Below are 19,699 nucleotides of genomic sequence, written 5' to 3' on the forward strand. Positions count from 1 at the left end.
GGTCGGTCAGCAGGTGCGCTTGGCGTGCACCGGCATCGGCGACCCAAGCACCGTGACCGTGGTGTCGTCGGTCAGGGCGGAGACGCCGTTCGTCCCGAGGTCGGCGGCAGCGTCCGTGTCGGACGGCGTGCTCGTGTCCGTCTCGGTGCCCGTGCCGCGACTGTCGGGCGGGCTCGCGGTGTCGTGCTGCGGCGCCCACCCGGGCTCGAGCAGGAGCTGGAACGCGCGGGCGTCCGCGGAGCCGAACGACATCCGGTCGGACTTCGGGGCGTCCCGGATCGCCGTGCGGATGTCGTCGCCCACCTGGACACCGTCGGGTCCGGTCAGTTCGACGTCGCCGCCGAAGCGGGACCGCACCGTCTCGCGCAGGACGCGGATCTCCACCGCGTTGCCGGCAGCGGCCGGGGACGTCAGGGCAGCCACGCGGACCGCCCCGCCCCACGTGTAGGTCGTCCCGGCGGGGAAGCACGCGCCGCCGTCACCCTCGGCCGTCTGCGTGCGCGACGCGGTGCCGAGCAGGCGGTTCAGCAGGCTGACCGTCGTGCGGGAGTCGCGCATCGACGCCTCGGTCACGGTCTTGTCGCCGCGCCGGAACACGAGCGATTCGGCGTCGAGCTCGATCGAGTCGACCCGCTTGAGCTTCGCGTTCGTGACCCGGACGGGCTCGTGGTGCACCGGGTCCGGACCGAGCTCGGCCGCGCTCGCCGGGGTCGCTGCGACCCCGGTCCCGACCGTGCCGTCGACGGCGACCGTGCCGGCCGAGAAGGCGAGCACGGCGGCGCTCAACGCCAGCACGGTCCGGAAGGTCACCACTCGACGGTACGACGCCCGACCCGTCTGGACGACGGGTGTTACCGAATCGGGGCCTGGTCGTCACCGGACCGTGACATTCGTCGGTGACGCGTCACGAGCCCTCGGCAGGCCCCGCCGACGGGTAGCTGTCGGCGGAACGGGGGACAGCCTCCTGGACGGTGCAGGGGTGCCGCGTGCGTACCGTCGGCGGCATGACGGACCAGCAGATCGACCAGTACAGCATGCAGGACCCGACGAAGATGTACGCCGACAAGAAGCCCGACGAGCAGTACCTCGAGGGTGCCGGCACGGACGAGGAGATGGCGGAGAACGTCCCGGCCGACCACGGCGAGGACACCTACCGCGGCTCCGGTCGACTCACCGGCCGCAAGGCGCTCATCACCGGCGGTGACTCGGGCATCGGGGCCGCCGTCGCGATCGCCTACGCACGAGAGGGTGCCGACGTCGCGATCTCGTACCTCCCCGAGGAGCAGGAGGACGCCGACCGCATCATCGCCCTCGTCGAGGCCGCCGGTCGCAAGGCCGTCGCCCTGCCCGGTGACATCACCTCGCTCGCGACCTGCGAGCAGCTCGTGGCGGACGCCGTCGAGCAGCTCGGCGGGCTCGACATCCTCGTGAACAACGCGGGCAAGCAGCAGAACGTGTCCTCGATCGAGGACATCTCGGACGAGGAGTTCGACGAGACGTTCAAGACCAACGTCTACGCGACGTTCCGGATCACGAAGGCGGCCGTGCCGCACCTGCAGCCGGGATCGACCATCATCAACACGACCTCGATCCAGGCGTACGCGCCGTCACCGCACCTGGTGCACTACGCGGCGACGAAGTCGACCGTGAACAACCTCGCGAAGGGCCTCGCCGCGCAGCTCGCGCCGAAGGGCATCCGCGTGAACGCCGTCGCACCGGGGCCGATCTGGACCCCGCTCCAGCCCGCCGGTGGCCAGCCGCCGGAGGCCCTGCCGTCCGCCGGTGAGCAGACCTACCTCGGCCGCTGGGGGCAGCCGGCCGAGCTCGCGCCCGCGTACGTCTTCCTGGCGAGCGGCGAGTCGTCGTACGTCGTGGGTGAGACGCTCCACGTCGACGGGGGCATGCCGACGCCGTAGTCGCGGCCGCGGAAGGACGGGAGGGACGGGAGGGACGGTGCCAGCTGGCACCGCCCCTCCCGTCCGTCAATCGGTCGTCAGCAGGGCGCGGTGCAGGTGCGCGCCAGACGCTCGAGCAGTTCGCGCGCGGACAGCGCCGCGGCCAGCTCGACCTCGACCGGGTTGATGCCGGCGGCCCGTTCGAACGCGCGGCGCCGGGCCTGGTCGGCGATCGGGACCTCGGGGCGCTGCGGGAGCGCGGCGATCGCCCGGGCCGCGGCGTCGAACGCGCCGGTCGGCCGCCCGAGTTGCTCCCACATGGTCCGGACGTCGTGGGCGACCTGATCCGGGTCGCCGCCGAACTCGAAGCCGGCCGAGGCCATGGTCGCCAGTCCCTGCGCGGTGGGGTCGTTCGGGGTCATGACGGCATCGTCACACGGATGACCGCGAACGCGCTGCGAACCGCGTCGCTTGTCCCCCGACATGCCGACACCCGGACCGGGGATTCTGGTGTCCCCCGATCTCCGTTTGGATGGACCTGCCCCCAGGGGCGACGCGGACAGGACGTCCGGGGACCGACGGAGGGCACGATGCTCGAACACACCAGCGCGGACACGCAGGCGGCAGCCGCCGCGGCCGCGACCCTGCACCTGCGGATCACGATCGTGGGGGCGACCGTCGACCTGCTGCGGGACGTGCCCTTCCACGAGGCCGACGCGGGACTCGTCGCCCAGCGACTGGGGATCACCGTCGAGGAGCTCCGGCAGCACTTCCCCTCGTGGGACGGACTCGTGCTCGCCGCCGTCGACCGGTGGAACGGCGGCCGCATGGACGAGGTCGCGCGCGAGGTCGGGGACGGCTCGACCGTCCAGCTCCTGCGCGGGATCGTCGCGTCGAACGACGAGGACCCGGCGCTCATGCGGCTCCTCGTCGCGCTGCTCTCGGTCGCGGGCAACCCGGCGCACCCCATGGCGTCGTACCTCCGGTCGCGCTACCAGCTCTTCTACGCGCAGATCAAGCGCGGCCTCGAGCACGACATCGCGGTCGGTCGGGCGCCGCACACGATGGACCCGCGCCGAGGGGCCGAGCAGCTCATCGCGCTGTACGAGGGACTCCAGTTGCAGGCGATGCTGCGGTCGGACCTCGACCTCGTGCCGGCGTTCGACCGGGCCGTCGCGCGGCTCGAGCGGGGCTGGATGGAGCGGTACGAGCCGCAGGCGGCCCGGCGGCTCTCGACGTGGAGCGACGGCGGCTGGGAGCTCTGACGCCGCGCGGCGGTGCGCGGCGTCACGCGGCGGTGCGCGTTCTCACGGGCTGGGCGACACTTCACGCGCGTCGCGGCCCGTGAGATGTCGCTCAGCCCGTGAAGTCGCCGACCGACCGACCGGCCGGCCGGCCAGCGCGGCGGCGCCGGCGCCAGCCCGTCAGCGCGGGCGCGGCCCCCGCGGCACCGAGCCGTTGCCGGGGTCGTAGCCCGAGTCGCGGATGACCTTGATCGCCGTCGTGTCGTTGTGCACCGAGTGCACGACCACCCGCCGGGACCGCCGGAGCGCCCGCCGTGCCCCCGGCGTCGCCACGAGGCCGCCGAGGACCAGCCCCGCCCCGATCGCCAGCGCGACCGAGACCGCCGCGACGAAGTCCAGCGCGGCACTCGACGACCCGGACATGAAGTTGAGCAGCGCGTTCGACACCGCGACACCGGGCAGCAGGGCGCCGCAGAACGCCGGCACGGAGATCGCCGCCACCGCCGTCCGCATCCGCGCGGCCGCGATCGTCGCGAGGACGCCCAGCAGCACGGCGGCGAGGAACGTCGCACCGAGCAACGGGATGCCGAGCTCCCGGAGGCCCCGCAGCGCGGCACCGGCGGCGACCGAGAACACCACCGCGACCGGGATCACCCGCGCGCTGGCCTGCTGCACGAAGCAGTTCGCCGCGGCCGACACCACGGTGAGCAGCAGTGACGCCCACAGCGGCAGCGTCTGCGTGACGATGCCGGACGGGTCGACCTCGATCCGGAGCCACTTCGTCACGGCGATGCCCGCGGGGACCCCGACCACGATCGCGGCGATGACGAGCCCGATGTAGAACGCCCGGGCCACTGCCATCGCCCGGAACCCCGATATCGCGTCCTGCGCCCAGGTGACGAGCGACGGGTGCGGGAGCAGGAGCACCACGAGCGCGGCCACCATCGTCGCCGCCTGCCCCGGGTGCAGCACACCCGCCCAGATCGCGAGGGTGCCGATCGCCGACGCCACCGCACCCTGCGCACCGGAGACGAAGAACTGCGGGAAGCCCCGGCCGGTCAGCCACCGGCCCGAGACGATGATCCCGAGCATGAGCACGAAGGCGCCGAGTCCGGCACGCCAGCCACCGCCGGCCTGCATCGCGATCGAGATACCGAGGATCGACAGCCCCACGTCGGCCGTCCACCGCGGCCAGCGCGGCGGGAGCCGGAGCACCGCGACCAGGGCGCTCACGGCGGAGGTCATGTCGCGCTCGTCGTGGACGAGGTCGTCGACGATCTGGTTCGCCCGCGCCAGGCGGTCGAGGTCGGATCCGTCCGACTGCACCGTGCGGACCTTCACGAGCGGCGGGTGGTCGGCCGGTGCGTACTGGATCGTCACCGAGCTGCCGGAGAAGTCGAGATCGAGCGGCGCGAGGTTCCACTTCGTCGACACCGCGACGACGGCCGTCTCGACGCTGCGGGTGTCCGCACCGGACGCGAGCATCACCTCGGCGAGGTCGAGGCAGAAGTCCACGATCTGCACCGGCGAGTACTGCTCGAGCGGTCGGGTGTCGGGGACGACCTCTTCGTAGATGGTGCCGCGGAGGCGTGCCCGGGCGTCGCGGATGTCGTGCTGCGCGAGGCTCCGGACGCGTGGCCGTGGTGGACGCCCGGGTCTGGCTCCGGGGAGGGACTGCTCGGCCATCACGCCATCGTGCCAGGCGCGCTCCGCCGAGTCCGGACGCGCGCTGAACGCCTCAGCGCGGGCGACGGACGCTCAGCCGACCGGCGGCGAACGCGGCGACCACCGCGCCCACGACGACGAGCAGCTGCCCGACGACCCGCTGCCACGAGTTGGTCCCCGCGACGAAGGCGTAGTCCGACAGTGGGGCGTACGCGAACCACCCGAACGCGGCCGGCGGCGCGGTGGCCGCGACCACGAGTCCCGCGACCACCGCGACGAGTCCCGCCCAGAACGCGATGCCGGTCGGGGTGGCGAAGAGACGTCGGATCACGTCGTCCAGCGTACGTGGTGACGGACGGGAGGCGCGGTGCCAGCCGGCACCGCGCCTCCAGTCCGTCATCAGGTGACGGCTCCCGCGTCGCTCGCCTACTGCTCGAACGTCGCGTGCAGCGTGATGTCGACGCCGGTGAGTGCCTTGCTGACGGGGCAGGTGGCCTTGGCGTCCTCGGCGGCCTTGAGGAAGGCCGCCTCGTCGATGCCGGAGACCTCGCCGTTCACGGTGAGGACGATGCCGGTGAGCTTGAACCCGCCCGCGCTGTCCGGGCCGAGCGAGACGTCGGCCTTGACGTCGAGGGCCTCGACCGTGCCGCCGGCCTCGCCGAGGACGGCGGAGAACTGCATGGCGTAGCACGCGGAGTGCGCGGCGGCGATGAGCTCCTCGGGGCTGGTGGTGCCGTCGGCGTCCTCGGCGGCGCGCTTGGGGAACGAGACGTCGTACGTGCCGACCTTCGAACTGGAGAGCTCGACCTGGCCGGTGCCGTCCTCGAGGCCGCCGTTCCAAGCAGTGCGTGCGGTGCGCGTGGGCATGGCCGCTCCTTTCGTGTGGGGGATCGGTCCCGATCGGGACCGCCGACGCCGAGTCAATCAGAGAACGACCGTTCTCGCATCGGCTCTCGGGGAAGACGCAGGTCTGCCCGACGATCGGGCGCATGGGGGACAGTGTGGTCGGCCGATCGCGTCCGGGCGGTGCCCGCTTCGACCGCGGGCTCTTCGCCGGTCGTGCGGCGGTCGGGCCGGATGCGCAACACGTGTCGCCCTGAACGACGGGTGTAATCTGGAGGGCGTTCAAAGGAGACCCACCATGCGCGCCGTCGTGTTCGAACAGTTCCAGACGTTCCCGTCCCTCACGGACGTCCCGAAGCCCACCCCGGGCCCGGGGGAGGTGCTCCTCAAGGTCGCCGGTGCCGGTGCGTGCCACTCGGACGTCGCGGTCTACCGCGAGTTCCAGGCGGGGCAGCCGGGCGCGCAGCAGCCCCCGTTCGTCCTCGGGCACGAGAACTCCGGCTGGGTCGAGGAACTCGGCGACGGCGTCGCCGGCTTCACGGTGGGTGACGCCTACCTCGTCTACGGCCCGGTCGGCTGCGGGCACTGCTCGTACTGCTCGAAGGGGCAGGACACCTACTGCGAGAACGCCGCCACGAACCCGTACATGGGCATCGGCCTCGGGCGCGACGGCGGCATGGCGGAGTACGTCACCGTGCCGGCGCGCAACCTCGTGCCGCTCGGCGACGCCGACCCGGTCGCCGCCGCACCGCTCAGCGACGCGGCCCTCACGCCGTACCACGCGATCAAGAACTCCCTGCCGAACCTGGCCGGCGGCGGCAAGTACGCCCTCGTCGTCGGACTCGGCGGCCTCGGGCAGATCGCCGTGCAGATCCTCACGGCGCTCACCGGTGCGACCGTCATCGCGACGGACATGAAGCAGGACGCCATGGACCGCGCTGCTGCCCGCGGGGCGATCACGGTGCCGGGCGGCCCGGACCAGGCCGCTGCGATCCGCGAGATCACCGGCGGCCGCGGGGTGGACGCCGCGTTCGACTTCGTCGGGGCGACGCCGACGATCACGGTCGCCCAGGCGTCCATGGCCGTCGGCGGCCGGTTCACCGTCGTCGGGATCGCCGGTGGCACCACCGAGTGGAACTTCTTCCGGACGCCGTACGAGTCGACCATCACGAACACGTACTGGGGCACCATCGAGGACCTGCACGAGGTCGTCGCGATGTACCGGGCGGGGCAGATCGTCCCCGATGTCGAGCGCTACGCCCTGTCCGACGCGCTCGAGGCGTACCGGAAGCTCGAGGCCGGCGAGCTCTCGGGCCGCGCGGTGGTCGTCCCGACGCTCTGACCCACTCGCCTCGGGTCGGTCAGCGTCCGGCGGCGTAGCCCTGCGCGCCCCGCGAGTTCGCCGCAGCGCCGAGCACGCCGGTCGCGGGGTCCCGCGTCACGCAGGACAGTCGACCGAGCGCCCAGTCGCCCGCCCGGGTGACGACGTGCCCGCGGGCTTCGAGGCCGGCGATCACGTCGTCCCCGAGGCGGTCCTCGACCACGAGCCCCGCCGGCTCCCACGTGCGCGGCCAGAACGACCCCGGGAACGACGTCGTGTGCAGCGCGGGGGCGTCGATCGCCTGCTGCGGGGAGTACCCGCCGACGATCCACCGCAGCAGGAACAGCAGCTGCCACTGGTCCTGCTGGTCGCCGCCGGGTGAGCCGAGCGCGGCGACCGGTTCGCCGTCGCGGAGCACCAGGGTCGGGGTGAGTGTGGTGCGTGGGCGCTCGCCGGGGCGCAGCGTCGACGCCGTGCCCGGTTCGAGCCAGGTCATCTGCAGCCGGGTGCCGAGGCAGAAGCCGAGCTCGGGGATCGTCGGGGACGACTGCAGCCAGCCACCGGACGGGGTCGCGCTGACGATGTTGCCCCAGCGGTCGACGACGTCGATGTGGCAGGTGTCGCCGCGGGTCTCGCCGTCCGGGGCGACGAACGGTTCGCCGCGGTCCTCGACGGGAGCGGCGGGAGCAGCAGGCGCGGCGGGTGCGGCAGCCGCGGCTGGGGTCCGGTCCCGAGCGACCTGCACGGTCGGTTCGCCGAGCCCCGCCGCGGCACCGGTCGCGTACGACGTCCGGACCGGCGGCATGGCGTGCACGACCCCGTCGACCGTCCCCGGACGCAGTTCGGCCGACGCACGCTCGCCGATCAGTGCCCGGCGCGCGTCGGTGTACGCGTCCGAGAGCAGCACGTCGAGGGGGACGTCACCGTCGCCGTAGAACGCCTCGCGGTCGGCCAGCGCGAGCTTCAGGGCCTCGGCGATCGTGTGCGCGCCGAGCTCGGTCGAGGGGTCGAGCCGGGCGTCGTCGAGCGGTTCGAGCAGCCGGAGGGTCTGCAGGAGCGCCGGGCCCTGACCCCACGGGCCGGTCTTCGCGATCGTGCAGCCGCGGAACTCCGCCGTCGTCGCGGGTTCGTAGGACGCCCGGAACGCGGCGAGGTCCGACGCCCGGATCACCCCGGCGTGGTCGGTCCCGGACGCGTGCCGGTGCGGTTCGCGGACGAACCGGTCGATCGCCTCGGCGACGAAGCCCTCGGCCCACTCGCCGCGGGCGGCGTCGATGCGGGCGGTCCGGGTGTCGGCGCCGGCACCGGCGGCGACGAGCCGCTCGAACACCGAGGCGAGCGCCTCGTTGCGCACCAGTTCCCCGGGGACGGGCACCGCGCCTCCTGGCATCCACTGCGCTGCGGAGGTGGGCCAGTGCTGTCGGAACAGGTCCTGCACGGCGGTGATCGTCCGGACGACCGCGGGTGTGACGGGGTGGCCGTCGCGTGCGTAGCCGACCGCCGGTGCGAGCACGTCCGCGAGCTCCCACGTGCCGTGGTCGCGGAGCAGCAGGAGCCAGGCGTCGACGGCGCCGGGGACGGTGGCGGCGAGGGCACCGGAACCGGGGACGAGGTCGAGGCCCTCGGCGCGGTAGTGCTCCGGCGTCGCGCCGGCCGGGGCCGGACCCTGCCCGACGAGCACCGTCGGCGTCGGGTCCGTGGCGGTGGCGAACACCGCGGTGAGGTCGCCTCCGGGGCCGTTCAGGTGCGGTTCGACGACCTGCAGGACGAACGCCCCCGCGACCGCTGCGTCGAATGCGTTCCCGCCGCGCTCGAGGACGGACTGCGCCGTGGCGGTCGCGATCCAGTGCGTGGCCGCCGCCGTGCCGAACGTGCCGAGGATGTCCGGGCGGGTGGGGTGTGCGGTGGGCGGCGTGAACGCGGGGTTCGGCATGCTCCCATCCTGTCCCCGCGGTCCCGATCAGGCGACAGCCACGGCGACACCGGCGGCGACGAGCAGCACGAGGTACCCCCACGCGTGCACGGCTTCGGGCAGGCGCGGGGGACGGCGTCGGAGCAGGACGATGACCGGCACGGCGCCGAGGAGCAGCGCTGCCGCCGCCCGGACGTCCACGGCGCCGACGAGGCCCGCCGCGTGCAGGGCCCCGGCGGGCACGAGCAGCGTCGCGATGGTCGCGGGCAGGGCGATCGCGAGGGTGAGCGGGTTCGCCAGGGTCGTCGCGGCGGACATCGTCGCACCAGCTCGGCGCATCACCGGGACGGTCATCACGCTGCCGCCGACCCCGAGGAACGCCGCGGCGGCACCGATCGGCAGGCCCGCCACCGTCGGCAGGCCGCCACCGGTCGGGACGCCGGCGGCGGTCGCCCGGCTCGCGGTCGACTGCGCGGACGGGTCCGGGGCACCGGGACGTGCGCGGCCGGGACGAAGGAACCCCGGGCGCAGCACGAGGTCCGCGACCGTGACGGCGAGGTAGACGACGAAGCCCCACCGGATGAGCACGTCGGGGGCGAACCGGGCCGCCGCGACGCCGACGACCCCGCCGCCGCCGAGCAGCAGGAAGAGCGTCCACCGGCCCCGGAGCGGCGCGAGCGCACCCCGCCGCGCGGACGCGGTCGCCACCGCGGCGTTGACGAGCATCACGAGCGCGGAGGTCGCCGTCGCCACCCGGACGGCGTCCCCGCCGAGCGCGGCGTCCGCCACCGTGATGATCGGCACGGTGACGAACCCGCCGCCGAAGCCGAAGAGGACGGTGGTGACCCCGACGAGGACACCGATGAGGACGAGCACGACGAACGACACCCCTCCATCACAGCCGGAAGGGGAGCGGCGGACGATCGCATGTGCGGCAACTTCCTTCGAGACCTAGCCTTGCCGTGTGCGCAACGTGTCCGTGGCCGACTTCGACGGCCTCCCCGTGGACGTCCTGCCGATCGGCACCGACTACCCGCCCGACCACCTGCTCGCCCGGCACGAGCACCGGCGGGCACAGCTGCTCTACGGCGCGAGCGGGGTGATGCTCGTCGAGACCGACGAGGGGTCGTGGACGGTGCCGACCGACCGCGCCGTGCTCATCCCCGCGGGCGTCGCGCACGAGGTGCGGATGCTCGACGTCACGACGTGGAGCCTCTACATCGAGCCCGACGCCGTCCCGTGGTGGCCGACCGTCTGCACCGTCGTCGAGGTCGGCCCGCTCCTGCGTGAGGTCCTCCGCGCCGCGAACGCGCTCGAGGTCCCCTACGACGAGGCCGGTCGGGACGGGGTGCTCGTCCGGCTCGCCCTGCACGAGCTGCAGCGGGTGGCGCCGATCCCGCTCTCCGTGTCCCTGCCACCGCACGGGGTCCTCCGCGAGCTGTGCCGTTCCTACCTGGCAGCACCGGACGTCCACGTGACGAACGCGGACTGGGCGCGCGCGGCCTCCGTGTCCGAGCGCACCCTCGATCGGCACTTCCGCGAGGCGACGGGCGTGGGGCCCGCGGGCTGGCGGGTCCGTGCGCGTCTGTTGTCGAGCCTCCCGGCCCTCCGACGGTCCAGCGTGACGGACGTCGCGGGCCGACTCGGGTACGCCACCCCCGCGGCGTTCACCGCCGCCTTCACGAAGGCGTTCGGTGCGCCGCCGTCGCGGTTCCGGTGAGCGGCTTGCGCAGGACCGGGGACGCACCCATACTGAACCCAGCGGTTAATTAACCGCAGGGTTCACCGAGGAGGCGACGATGGAGACCGACCGCACCGACGCCGTCCTGTCGGCGCTCGCCGACCCCATCCGTCGCCGCATCGTCGAACGACTCGGCAGGGGCGAAGCCACCGTCACCGACCTCTCGGCACCGTTCGACGTCAGTGCGCCGGCGATCTCCCGGCACCTCGGCATCCTCGAACGCGCCGGCCTCATCACCCGCGAACGGCACGGCACCTGGCGCACGTGCCGCCTCCGGCAGGAGGCCGTCGACGAGCTCGGCACCTGGGTGGGCCGGTTGCGGCCCGACTGGGACCGCCGGTTCGACAGCCTGGAGGCGCTGCTCGCCTCCCAGCGACCGCCCGCCCCGGTGGGTGGCGCGTCCACCGCACCGACCGTCACGTCCGTCGACCACCAGGAGCAGTCATGACCGAACAGTTCACCGCCCACGCCACGCACCGGTTCGCGTACCCCGTCGCGGACGTCTACCGCGCCTTCGTCGACCCCACCCTGCTCGCGCTGTGGTTCGGGCCGCTCGGCTTCCACGTCCCGGCAGCCACCGTCGAGGTCGACGCCCGGGCCGGCGGGGCGTGGAACCTGACGATGGTGAGCAACGACAACCCCGAGTGGACGTCGCCCGTGACCTCGGTGCTCGAGCAGATCGAGGAGAACCGGATCATCGTCGGCACCTCGACCGCCCAGGGGATCCCCGGGATCGAGGACGGGACGCCGCTGTCCCTCACGCTCGAGTTCGCCGAGGACGGCGACGGCACGATCGTCACGCTCACCCAGGGCCCCTTCCCCGAGGTCATGCGCGACATGAACATCGCCGGTTGGACGCAGTCGTTCCACAAGCTCGAGGCGCTCCTGGGGTCGCCGAAGGAGTTCCTCCAGGCCCCGTGACGACGGTCGTTGCCCCCGGAACTGGGGTTGTCCGGTCCGGGCAACGGGGTTGTGGACTCGTCACGAAAAGGTGACCATCGTTCGGCGGCGTGTCGAGAGCACGTCGCCGAACGGCCGCGCAGGGGCTCGGCCGGTTCCAGATCAGGGGTTCCATGACCAGCACACCGTCCTCCGTCGCGCACGCACGCCGACTCCCTCGACTCGCCGCCGCGATCGTGGCCATCGCCGTCGTCGCCGGCGGTGTCGTCGGGATCGCCGAACCGGCGTCCGCCGCCGTCGTCCACAAGGGCTCCGTCCCGGCCGGCACGACCCTCCAGCCCGGCGACTCGGTGACCTCGCCGAACGGGCAGTTCCGGCTGATCCTGCAGGGCGACGGCAACCTCGTCGAGTACGGCGTCGGGAACCAGGTGCTCTGGGCATCGAACACCTCGAACCAGCCCGGCGCGATCGTGACGATCGGCCGCAACCGGGCCGTCGACCTGCTGCGGGGCGGGAAGCGGATCGTCCGCTGGGCCTCGGCCGGCACCGCGCAGTCCACGTCGTTCGCCGTCCGCGCCGACGGCACGATGGGGCTCTACTCCGGCAAGACCGCGATCGTGAACTGGACGAGCCAGCAGGGCACGGTCCCCGCCGGCAACTCGATCTACTCGGGCACCGTGCTCAGCTCCGACACCAGCGGTGCCCGTCGCCTCTCCATGCAGGCCGACGGCAACCTCGTGCAGACCGTGAACCGCAAGGTCGTCTGGCAGTCCGGCACCGCCGGCCACAAGGGCGCGTGGGCCGAGCTGCGCAAGGACGGCAACTTCGCCGTCGTCGGCCGCGACGCCGCCCAGAAGAAGGTCACGCTCTGGAACTCGCGGACCGGCACGGCGGGCGCCGGCACGCTCATGGTGCAGGTGGACGGCAACGTCGTGCTCTACGGCGGCAAGGACACCCGGGTGTGGTCGACGAAGCCCGTCACCGGCATGATGTGGCCGGTCGCGAGCACGAAGATCTCCGGGCGCTACGGCGACGACCGCGGGGCCGGACACGTCCCGCGCTATCACCAGGGCGCCGACGCCCCGGTCGCGGTGGGCACGCCCGTGTACGCCTCCGGGACCGGCACCGTGACGAGCACCGTCGCGAACAACGCCTCGTACGGCAACTACATCGTCGTGACCTACGGCAACGTCACCGTGCTCACGGCGCACCTCAGCAAGATCGAGGTCAAGCAGGGGCAGATCGTGTCCGTGCGGAGCGAGATCGGGCGGTCCGGGAACACCGGGCAGTCGACGGGGCCGCACGTGCACGTGGAGACGCGGCGGGCGGGGTCGCTCTTCGATCCGTTGACGTTGCTGCACTTCCGCTGACGCAAGCCGCTGGTGTCGTCTAACGCGCTTGACTTGATGCGTCAAGGGCGTTAGACATATGCTGTGAAGCGTCAGGCGGTCCTCAAACGAATCAAGATCGCCGCGCGCAGAGCAGGCCTGGATCATCGTGAGGTCGAGTTGACCAACCACACGGGTGTGATCGTCGGGAGTACTCGGAGCACGATCGGGCGGCACACCGAGATCGCAGACGGCACTGCGCGAGCGTTCTTCAAGCAGTTCGAGCAGGAGCTCGGAAAGGGGTGGTGGCGATGACCTACACGTCACACGCGCACCGAGACGGCGGTTGGTGGGTCGTGCAGAACGACCAGCACCCGGGCGCCATCTCGCAGGTCAAGCGACTCGACCTCGCCGCCGCAGCGCAGCGCGAGGCGATCGCGTTCGTGGCGGACGTCGACCAGACGGACGTCGTGGTCGTCATCCGCGCTGAGCTCGAGCCGGCCCTCGCCCGATCCCTCGAAGAAGCGACCGCGCTCCGGGCAGAGGCCGAAGCCAAGGAAGCGCGTGCGCTCTCCCTCCGCCGGGCGATCGCCGTGGCGTTGCAGGGTGACGGCATGACCTTGCGCGACATCGCGGTCGTGCTCGGCGTCTCGTACCAGCGCGTGCACCAGCTGGTGCACGAGGACGACTCTGCGGTGGCGGTCGCCTCCTGACGGCCGAGCCGTTCCTCCAGCGCCGTAGGGTTGTCGGGATGGAGAAGCGCGGCGGCCGGGTGCTCGTGTTGGTGGCGATCGGGGTGGTCGCGGGGGTGCTCTCCGGCCTGTTCGGCGTCGGCGGCGGGGTCATCGTCGTGCCCGCGCTGATGGCGTTCCTCCACCTCGACCAACGTCGGGCATCGGCGACGTCCCTCGTGGCGATCGCCCCCGCGGCCGTCGTCGGTGCGATCACCTACGCCGTGCAGGGCGAGGTGCACTGGCTCGCGGCCCTGACCCTGGCGGTCGGCAGCGTCGTCGGCGCCCCGATCGGTGCGCGGCTCCTCCGTGCGCTCCCGCTGCGGGTCCTGCCGTGGATCTTCGTCGGGTTCATCGCGGTCGTGCTCGTCTCGCTGTTCACGACGGTGCCGACGCGTGGGGGCGACGTGCACTTCGGGGTTGTCGAGGCGATCGTGCTCCTGCTGCTCGGGCTGCTCTCGGGCGTGCTGTCGGGGCTCGTCGGGGTGGGTGGCGGGGTCGTCATCGTGCCGGGGCTCGAGGTCGTCCTCGGCGCGGGCGACCTGCTGGCGAAGGGCACCTCGCTGCTCACGATGGTGCCGACGTCGGTCTCCGGCACGGTGGCGAACCTCCGTCGCCGTGCGGTGGAGCTGCGGGTCGGCCTCACGATCGGCATCACGGCCGCGATCTGCTCTCCAGGAGGCGCGTGGATCGCCCGCCTCGTCGATCCGCAGGTGGGCACCTGGCTCTTCGCCGCGTTCCTCGTGGTGGTCGCGGTGATCGTCCTGCGCCGTGGTCGCCGGGCCGTGCCGCGGAACGAGGCGACGGACGGGGAGGTCGCGTGACGCGCCTCCAGGCCGGTGGTGGACGGAACCCGGCGGATGCGGAGGCCGTACTCGCGGCGTTCGCACGGACGACCGGTGACGTGCCGGCGGCGCGACGCGTCGCGCGGCAGTTCGCCGACCTCGACGAGGGCGAGCGGTCCGCGCTGCTCTGGAGCGAGGACGCGGGGGCACGGCTCGTCGCGGTCCTCCTGATGGTGCAGGCGATGCGGGCGCACCCGGACCCGGAGCTGACCGACGAGTACCTGTCGGCGGCGAAGGCGGAGCGCTTCGACGACACGGTGCTGGTCGACCTCGCGGCGGAGGAGCTCGTGGGCGCCCCGCTCGTCGGCGGCTCGACCGGACCGCTGTTCGCGCTCGTGAAGTCCGACGTGGCGATGGTCCGGCGGATCGCTCTGGTCGCGACCCTGGCGTTCGTGAAGCAGGGCGACGCCGAGGTGCCGCTCGCCATCGCGGGGCGACTCGTGCGGGAGCGGAGCGACACCGTGCAGTCGGCACTCGGGTGGGTGCTGCGCGAGACCGGCAAGCGGGCGTCGGAGGACGCGCTCGTGGCGTTCCTCGCGCGGCAGGGGCGGTTCCTCGGCCCGGCGGCACGGGCGACGGCGACCGAGCACCTGCCGACTGCCGAACGCGACCGGTTGCGCGGCTGACGCGACCGGTTGCGCGGCTGACGCGACCGTCGGCCGTCACGTCGGACGCGGCGAGTGCCCTCAGTCGGACGCGGCGCGTGCCCTCAGTCGGACTCGGTGGGCTCCGCGAAGAACGTCGTGAGCGACACGACGGCACCGTCGCGGACCTCGACGACGTCGATCCCGCGCACGGCGGGCGCCCCGACCGGGCCGAAGCCCCACGCGAGTGCGCCGTGCGTCTCCGACACGTAGCGACGCCCCTCCTCGACGAACTGGAAGGCACCGGGCACGGTCTCGAGGAGTTCGGCGGCCTTCTGTTCGAGGGCGTCCCAGCCGACGGCGGTGCCCTCCGGGTCGGTGAAGGTCACGTCGGGGGAGTACGTCCGCTCGATCGCGGCACGCCGGGAGGCGGCGTCGCGGTTCCCGAAGACGTCGTGGAGGTTCGCGGTCAGCAGCTCGGACACGGTGGCCATGCCCGGAGCCTAGCCTGGGGGCATGCACACCGAGGTGCCCCGACCCCGCATCGATCCCGCACTCGTGGAACGGCTCGTGGCCGCGCAGTTCCCGCAGTGGTCCGGGCTGCCCGTGCGCGAGGTCGATCCGCAGGGGTGGGACAACCGCACCTACCGGCTCGGCGGCGAGCTCGCGGTCCGGCTGCCGAGCGCCGCCGGGTACGTGGCGGCGGTCGAGAAGGAGCAGCGGGTGCTGCCGTACCTCGCGTCGCGGCTCGACGTCCCGGTGCCGGAGCCCGTCGGCCTGGGCGTCCCCGCCGACGGGTACCCGTTCCCGTGGTCGGTCCGGCGCTGGATCGACGGCACGGTCGCGCTCCGGGCGACGGACCTCGACCGACGGGTCTTCGCCGCCGACGTCGGCGCGGTGCTCCGGCAGCTCCGGGCCGTGCCGGCCGGGGACGGGCCGGTCGCCGGGGCGCACTCGTTCCACCGGGGAGCGCACCCCTCGCACTACGCGGCCGAGGTGGTGGCGGCGCTCGACACGCTCGGGGACGCCGTCGACCGCCGGGCCTGCGAAGCGGTCTGGGACGCTGCGACGGCCTCGGTCTGGGACGGGCTCGCCGTGTGGTTCCACGGTGACGTCGCCCCGGGCAACCTGCTCGTCGGCGCGGACGGCCGGCTCTCCGCGGTGATCGACTTCGGCACGTGCGGCGTCGGCGACCCGGCGTGCGACCTCGTCCTCGCGTGGACGTTCCTCGACGGCGATGCCCGCCGGGAGTTCCGCGACGCGGTGGGTCTCGACGGCGACACGTGGGCGCGTGCTCGGGGCTGGGCGCTCTGGAAGGCGCTCATCATGCTCGCGGGGAGCGCCGGGCCGGGGGACAGGAGTGAGCACGAGGCGGTGCTGCGGGCGGTCCTCGCCGATCCGGTCGCGGTCTGAGCTGCGCGTCACGCAGCCGGGCCGCCCCGCGCAGCCCGGCCTACCCGAGCAGTCGGACCGCCCGCCGGGGCCGGGGTCGGCGGGACTAGGGCGTCAGCACCGCGTCCAGCACGAGGTCGAGTGCCGCGAGCTGTCGCTCGGGCCTCCACCGCTCCGGGTCGCCCGCGGCCAACGCGGTGATCCCCTCGACGGTCGCGGCCAGGGCAGCCGCGCGGTCGTCACACACCGCACCCGCGAGACCGGTCGCGAGCGCGAGCAGTCGAGCGAGTCGCTCGGCGAAGGCGCGGCTGTTCGTTACGTGCCGCTCACGCAGCACCGGGTCGCCGAGCGTAGCGGCGAGGAACGCGACCCACGCCCGGGCCTCGGCGAGGCGCCCGGCATCGACCGCGAGTGCGCCGCCGGCCACGGCTCGCACTGCCGACGCCGCATCCGAGGCGTCCGCCTCGAGCGCGTCGGCACGGACCCTCGTGCGGTCGTGCAGGACGTCCCGGGCGTGCAGGAGGAGGGCGCGCTTGTCGGGGAACGTGTGGAGGACGAGCCCCGTCGTGCACCCGGCGCGTTCGGCGACCGCACGGAGCGTCAGGCCCGTCGGACCGAGGTCGGCGAGGGTGGTGAAGACGGCCTCGGACAGCCGGGTCCGCTGGGCGGCGTCGTCTCGGGTCCTGGGCACACCGGAAGCGTAACAGGTGTTACCGTAACGGTCGTTACCGAAAGGATCGCCATGCGTTGGACCATCACGACCGTCCCGTTCGACCACCCGGATGCCGACCGGCTCCGCCGAGCGCAGCGGCAGGAGCTCGACGCGCGGTACGGAACGAGCGACCACGAGCCCGGCGTCCCGCCGACCGCGGCCGACGTTCCGGTGTTCGTCCTGGCCTGTGACGAGCACGGCTCCGCGATCGCCTGCGGCGGACTCCGGCCGCTCCCGGACCACGTTCTCGGTGCCGGGGTCGTGGAGATCAAGCGGATGTACACGGCGCCGTCCGCTCGGGGGACCGGTGTGGCGACGGCGGTGCTCCGGCGGCTCGAGCGGGAAGCGGTGCGGGCGGGCGCAGGCTCGGTGGTCCTCGAGACCGGCACGGCGCAACCCGACGCGATCCGGTTCTACGAGCGCGAGGGGTACACGGCGATCCCGCTCTTCGGCGCCTACGCCGGATCGACGAACTCGGTGTGCTTCGGTCGGCGACTCGACGCGGTCCCCGAGGTCAGCGCCGCGGACTGATGGGCGTCTCGGCCAGGACGACGTCCGGGTCCATCGGGATGCCTCCGAGGACCCGGGGTGTGCCCTCGTGCCAGGCGACCTCCACGCCGGCGGCCCGGAGTCCGGCGACGCTCAGGTCGACCCGGAGCAGTGGGATGGACAGGTCGGCGTAGCGCTCGGCCACGATCGCATCGACCTCCGCAGGGGTGGTCACACGGACGTGGTCGCCGGGTTCGAGCGGCACGTTCCGGGTCGCGACCTCGTACACGCCGAACCCGCGGCTCATCTCCCAGTCGTCGGCGATCGCCACGTGGCAGATCACGTCGTCCATTGCGCATCCTCTCGTAATGAAACGCCAACGTATCATTACCGGTACACTCGGACCATGGGCAAGCGAGGGCGACCGACCGCGGACGAGCGTGCTGCACGCGACGAACGGGTGCTCGACGTCGCGACCGACCTCTTCCTGGCGCACGGCTTCGCGGACGTCTCGCTCGACCGCGTCGCCGCGGCGGCCGAGGTCACGAAGCGGACGATCTACACGGCCTTCGGCGACAAGGCGGCCCTGCTCCGGGCGGTCGTCCAGCGGCACCACGGGTACAGCGACGACGCGCACCCCGACCTCGAATCGACCGCGACCGCCGTGGTCGAGGCGTTGCTCTCGGACCGCGCGGTCGCGCTGCACCGGCTGGTCATCGCCACGGCCGTCAGCTCGCCCGAACTCGCACGGGGCTTCCACGAGGCCGGCCCGCTCACGGCGCAGGCCGCGCTCGTCCGCGCCGGCGTGGACCCGGGCGAGGCGGAAGCGCTCTTCACGCTGCTCCTCGGGGAGCGACACCGTCGGCGACTGCTGGGGCTCGAACCCGCCCCGACCGCTGCCGAGGCCCGCGCCGCCGCCCGTCGCGCGCTGGCACGCACCGGAGCAGGACCTGGGATCACGGCCACCCGGCACGACCCCGCCGACCCCGCCGATCCCGGCGACCCCGGCCCCGGTCCCGCGCGGGGTCCGCGGTCAGCGTGAGAACACGTCGTCCAACGTGTACGTCCCGAGCCGACGCCGCCGGACGAGCGCGCCCAGCCGGGGGAGCGCGTCGATCGTCCCCGGGAAGTTCGCGTGCCCGATCACGATCCGGCCCGGCGTGAACCACTGGTCCGCGAACCCGACGATCTGCCCGGCACCGATGTCTCCGGAGTCCGCGAGCGTGCCGTACCAGAGCAACGGCGTGGTGTAGCCGACCCGAGCGGCCACCGCGTCGACCCGGGCGTCGTGGTACCCGAACGGCGGCCGGAAGTACGGGCGCGCGTCGACGCCGAACGTGCGCTCGATGAACTCGTGGTTGCGCGTCAGCTCGTCCTCGATGGCCTGGTCGCCGAGCTTCGTCAGCGCCGGGTGGTCCCAGGTGTGGTTGCCCATCTGCACCTGCCCCGACTCGACGAGGGGCCGGAGCACGTCGGCGTGCTCCGTCCAGGAGGGCCGCGCCCCGTTCACGAAGAACGTCAACCGAGTGCCGGTCGCGGCGGCGAAGCGGGCGTAGGCACCGACGACGTCGGAGGACGCTCCGTCGTCGACGGTCCACGCGATCCCGGGCGTCCCCGCCGGCAGTCCGGTCACGGTGCCCGCCGGGAGCGGCGTCCTCGAGATCGTCGGCTGCACCCACGTCGGTGTCGGCGTCGGCGTGGGCGTCGGCGTCGGGGAACGCGTCGGGGTCGGCGGGTGCGTCGTGACGGCCTCCCGTCGTGGTCCGGTCGGCGAGCAGGCGGAGAGCGCCCCGGCGGCGAGCAGGGCGCCCGCTCCGGCGAGCAGGGAGCGGCGGGTGGTGCGGTGGTCCATCGGCACCAGCTTCGGTCGACCGGCCGGTCGGGCGCATCGGCTGGCGGGACGATCCGGTTGGCCGGTCGGCCACCTGGCGCGGGCACGGGACTGCGCACGGCGACGACGAGTGCGCACGGTGGACGGCGCGCAGACGTCGTTCCGATGCGCACCTCCGGCAGGCGGCTGACGCGGGGCACGGGGTCGCCGCGGGCGGGCCAGGAGGCGCGGCTCGCGTCCGCCACGGAACGCGCTGACCGGACGGG

Annotated in this window: 25 protein-coding genes; 14 read left to right on the forward strand and 11 right to left on the reverse strand. The window is 73.3% G+C overall.

Annotated elements, in window-relative coordinates:
* Window positions 1-6: 6 nt before the first annotated feature.
* Complete coding sequence (locus BM028_RS16950) at window positions 7-810, reverse strand: hypothetical protein (RefSeq protein ID WP_139219854.1); 804 nt, start codon at window positions 808-810, stop codon at window positions 7-9.
* 194 nt (window positions 811-1,004) lie between these two features.
* Between BM028_RS16950 and BM028_RS16955 the strand changes: the two genes are divergently transcribed.
* Complete coding sequence (locus tag BM028_RS16955; protein ID WP_071296596.1) at window positions 1,005-1,916, forward strand: SDR family oxidoreductase; 912 nt, start codon at window positions 1,005-1,007, stop codon at window positions 1,914-1,916.
* Between the two features lie 77 nt (window positions 1,917-1,993).
* Here the strand turns inward: BM028_RS16955 and BM028_RS16960 are convergent, their stop codons facing one another.
* On the reverse strand, window positions 1,994-2,317 hold the full coding sequence (locus tag BM028_RS16960) for a hypothetical protein (protein WP_092388130.1): 324 nt from the start codon (window positions 2,315-2,317) through the stop codon (window positions 1,994-1,996).
* 168 nt (window positions 2,318-2,485) lie between these two features.
* On the opposite strand from BM028_RS16960, the gene BM028_RS16965 reads away from it, so the two are divergent.
* A complete protein-coding gene (locus tag BM028_RS16965; protein ID WP_092388133.1) occupies window positions 2,486-3,160 on the forward strand; it encodes a TetR/AcrR family transcriptional regulator in 675 nt (224 codons plus the stop codon).
* Window positions 3,161-3,319: 159 nt separating this feature from the next.
* Here BM028_RS16965 and BM028_RS16970 read toward each other — a convergent pair whose 3' ends face one another.
* From BM028_RS16970 to BM028_RS16980, 3 genes are all read right to left on the reverse strand, one after another.
* Window positions 3,320-4,825: a threonine/serine exporter family protein gene (locus BM028_RS16970; protein WP_071296545.1), complete on the reverse strand. Its 1,506-nt coding sequence runs from the start codon at window positions 4,823-4,825 to the stop codon at window positions 3,320-3,322.
* Window positions 4,826-4,877: 52 nt separating this feature from the next.
* Entirely contained in the window at window positions 4,878-5,135 is a 258-nt protein-coding gene (locus BM028_RS16975; RefSeq protein WP_092388136.1) for a hypothetical protein, read from the reverse strand.
* 95 nt (window positions 5,136-5,230) lie between these two features.
* Window positions 5,231-5,671: an OsmC family peroxiredoxin gene (locus tag BM028_RS16980; RefSeq protein WP_071303323.1), complete on the reverse strand. Its 441-nt coding sequence runs from the start codon at window positions 5,669-5,671 to the stop codon at window positions 5,231-5,233.
* Between the two features lie 274 nt (window positions 5,672-5,945).
* Between BM028_RS16980 and BM028_RS16985 the strand changes: the two genes are divergently transcribed.
* Entirely contained in the window at window positions 5,946-6,989 is a 1,044-nt protein-coding gene (locus tag BM028_RS16985; protein WP_092388139.1) for an NAD(P)-dependent alcohol dehydrogenase, read from the forward strand.
* Window positions 6,990-7,008: 19 nt separating this feature from the next.
* On the opposite strand, the gene BM028_RS16990 is transcribed toward BM028_RS16985, so the two are convergent.
* Window positions 7,009-8,901, reverse strand: a complete 1,893-nt coding sequence (locus BM028_RS16990) for a gamma-glutamyltransferase family protein (protein WP_092388142.1) — start codon at window positions 8,899-8,901, stop codon at window positions 7,009-7,011.
* Between the two features lie 27 nt (window positions 8,902-8,928).
* A complete protein-coding gene (locus tag BM028_RS16995; RefSeq protein WP_092388145.1) occupies window positions 8,929-9,768 on the reverse strand; it encodes a sulfite exporter TauE/SafE family protein in 840 nt (279 codons plus the stop codon).
* Between the two features lie 76 nt (window positions 9,769-9,844).
* Here BM028_RS16995 and BM028_RS17000 point away from each other — a divergent pair, with 76 nt between their 5' ends.
* The 8 genes from BM028_RS17000 (at window position 9,845) to BM028_RS17035 (ending at window position 15,051) form a co-directional block, all read left to right on the forward strand.
* Entirely contained in the window at window positions 9,845-10,600 is a 756-nt protein-coding gene (locus tag BM028_RS17000) for an AraC family transcriptional regulator (RefSeq protein WP_071303327.1), read from the forward strand.
* Between the two features lie 79 nt (window positions 10,601-10,679).
* Window positions 10,680-11,069 carry an ArsR/SmtB family transcription factor gene (locus BM028_RS17005; RefSeq protein ID WP_071303328.1) on the forward strand — a complete coding sequence of 130 codons (390 nt, stop codon included), beginning with the start codon at window positions 10,680-10,682 and terminating at the stop codon, window positions 11,067-11,069.
* Window positions 11,066-11,542, forward strand: a complete 477-nt coding sequence (locus BM028_RS17010; protein ID WP_070417228.1) for an SRPBCC family protein — start codon at window positions 11,066-11,068, stop codon at window positions 11,540-11,542. Before BM028_RS17005 ends, BM028_RS17010 begins: the two co-directional genes overlap by 4 nt.
* A 152-nt stretch (window positions 11,543-11,694) precedes the next feature.
* Window positions 11,695-12,891: a peptidoglycan DD-metalloendopeptidase family protein gene (locus BM028_RS17015; protein WP_092388148.1), complete on the forward strand. Its 1,197-nt coding sequence runs from the start codon at window positions 11,695-11,697 to the stop codon at window positions 12,889-12,891.
* A 63-nt stretch (window positions 12,892-12,954) separates the two neighbouring features.
* Window positions 12,955-13,164 (forward strand): ribonuclease PH, encoded by a 210-nt coding sequence (locus BM028_RS17020; protein WP_092388151.1) that lies wholly within the window; start codon window positions 12,955-12,957, stop codon window positions 13,162-13,164.
* The gene (locus tag BM028_RS17025; RefSeq protein WP_070419286.1) at window positions 13,161-13,562 is read left to right on the forward strand and encodes a sigma factor-like helix-turn-helix DNA-binding protein; all 402 of its coding nucleotides are present in this window, start codon (window positions 13,161-13,163) and stop codon (window positions 13,560-13,562) included. Before BM028_RS17020 ends, BM028_RS17025 begins: the two co-directional genes overlap by 4 nt.
* 38 nt (window positions 13,563-13,600) lie before the next feature.
* The gene (locus BM028_RS17030) at window positions 13,601-14,404 is read left to right on the forward strand and encodes a sulfite exporter TauE/SafE family protein (RefSeq protein WP_071303334.1); all 804 of its coding nucleotides are present in this window, start codon (window positions 13,601-13,603) and stop codon (window positions 14,402-14,404) included.
* Window positions 14,401-15,051 (forward strand): DNA alkylation repair protein, encoded by a 651-nt coding sequence (locus BM028_RS17035; protein WP_175496115.1) that lies wholly within the window; start codon window positions 14,401-14,403, stop codon window positions 15,049-15,051. The genes BM028_RS17030 and BM028_RS17035 overlap by 4 nt, the downstream gene beginning before the upstream one ends.
* An 83-nt stretch (window positions 15,052-15,134) precedes the next feature.
* Here the strand turns inward: BM028_RS17035 and BM028_RS17040 are convergent, their stop codons facing one another.
* Window positions 15,135-15,503 (reverse strand): nuclear transport factor 2 family protein, encoded by a 369-nt coding sequence (locus BM028_RS17040; RefSeq protein ID WP_092388154.1) that lies wholly within the window; start codon window positions 15,501-15,503, stop codon window positions 15,135-15,137.
* A gap of 22 nt (window positions 15,504-15,525) precedes the next feature.
* Between BM028_RS17040 and BM028_RS17045 the strand changes: the two genes are divergently transcribed.
* Window positions 15,526-16,422, forward strand: a complete 897-nt coding sequence (locus BM028_RS17045; RefSeq protein WP_092388157.1) for an aminoglycoside phosphotransferase family protein — start codon at window positions 15,526-15,528, stop codon at window positions 16,420-16,422.
* An 85-nt stretch (window positions 16,423-16,507) separates the two neighbouring features.
* Here BM028_RS17045 and BM028_RS17050 read toward each other — a convergent pair whose 3' ends face one another.
* The gene (locus tag BM028_RS17050) at window positions 16,508-17,092 is read right to left on the reverse strand and encodes a TetR/AcrR family transcriptional regulator (protein WP_092388160.1); all 585 of its coding nucleotides are present in this window, start codon (window positions 17,090-17,092) and stop codon (window positions 16,508-16,510) included.
* 51 nt (window positions 17,093-17,143) lie between these two features.
* On the opposite strand from BM028_RS17050, the gene BM028_RS17055 reads away from it, so the two are divergent.
* On the forward strand, window positions 17,144-17,644 hold the full coding sequence (locus BM028_RS17055) for a GNAT family N-acetyltransferase (RefSeq protein WP_092388163.1): 501 nt from the start codon (window positions 17,144-17,146) through the stop codon (window positions 17,642-17,644).
* Here BM028_RS17055 and BM028_RS17060 read toward each other — a convergent pair.
* A complete protein-coding gene (locus BM028_RS17060) occupies window positions 17,628-17,954 on the reverse strand; it encodes a hypothetical protein (protein WP_092388165.1) in 327 nt (108 codons plus the stop codon). The two genes, BM028_RS17055 and BM028_RS17060, sit on opposite strands and share 17 nt — an antisense overlap.
* Window positions 17,955-18,008: 54 nt before the next feature.
* Between BM028_RS17060 and BM028_RS17065 the strand changes: the two genes are divergently transcribed.
* Window positions 18,009-18,644 (forward strand): TetR/AcrR family transcriptional regulator, encoded by a 636-nt coding sequence (locus BM028_RS17065; RefSeq protein WP_092388168.1) that lies wholly within the window; start codon window positions 18,009-18,011, stop codon window positions 18,642-18,644.
* Here BM028_RS17065 and BM028_RS17070 read toward each other — a convergent pair.
* Window positions 18,636-19,454 (reverse strand): polysaccharide deacetylase family protein, encoded by an 819-nt coding sequence (locus BM028_RS17070; protein WP_092388170.1) that lies wholly within the window; start codon window positions 19,452-19,454, stop codon window positions 18,636-18,638. The genes BM028_RS17065 and BM028_RS17070 overlap by 9 nt on opposite strands.
* Window positions 19,455-19,699: the final 245 nt, after the last annotated feature.

The organism is Curtobacterium sp. YR515 (genome assembly GCF_900113095.1).
Taxonomy (GTDB): Bacteria; Actinomycetota; Actinomycetes; order Actinomycetales; family Microbacteriaceae; genus Curtobacterium.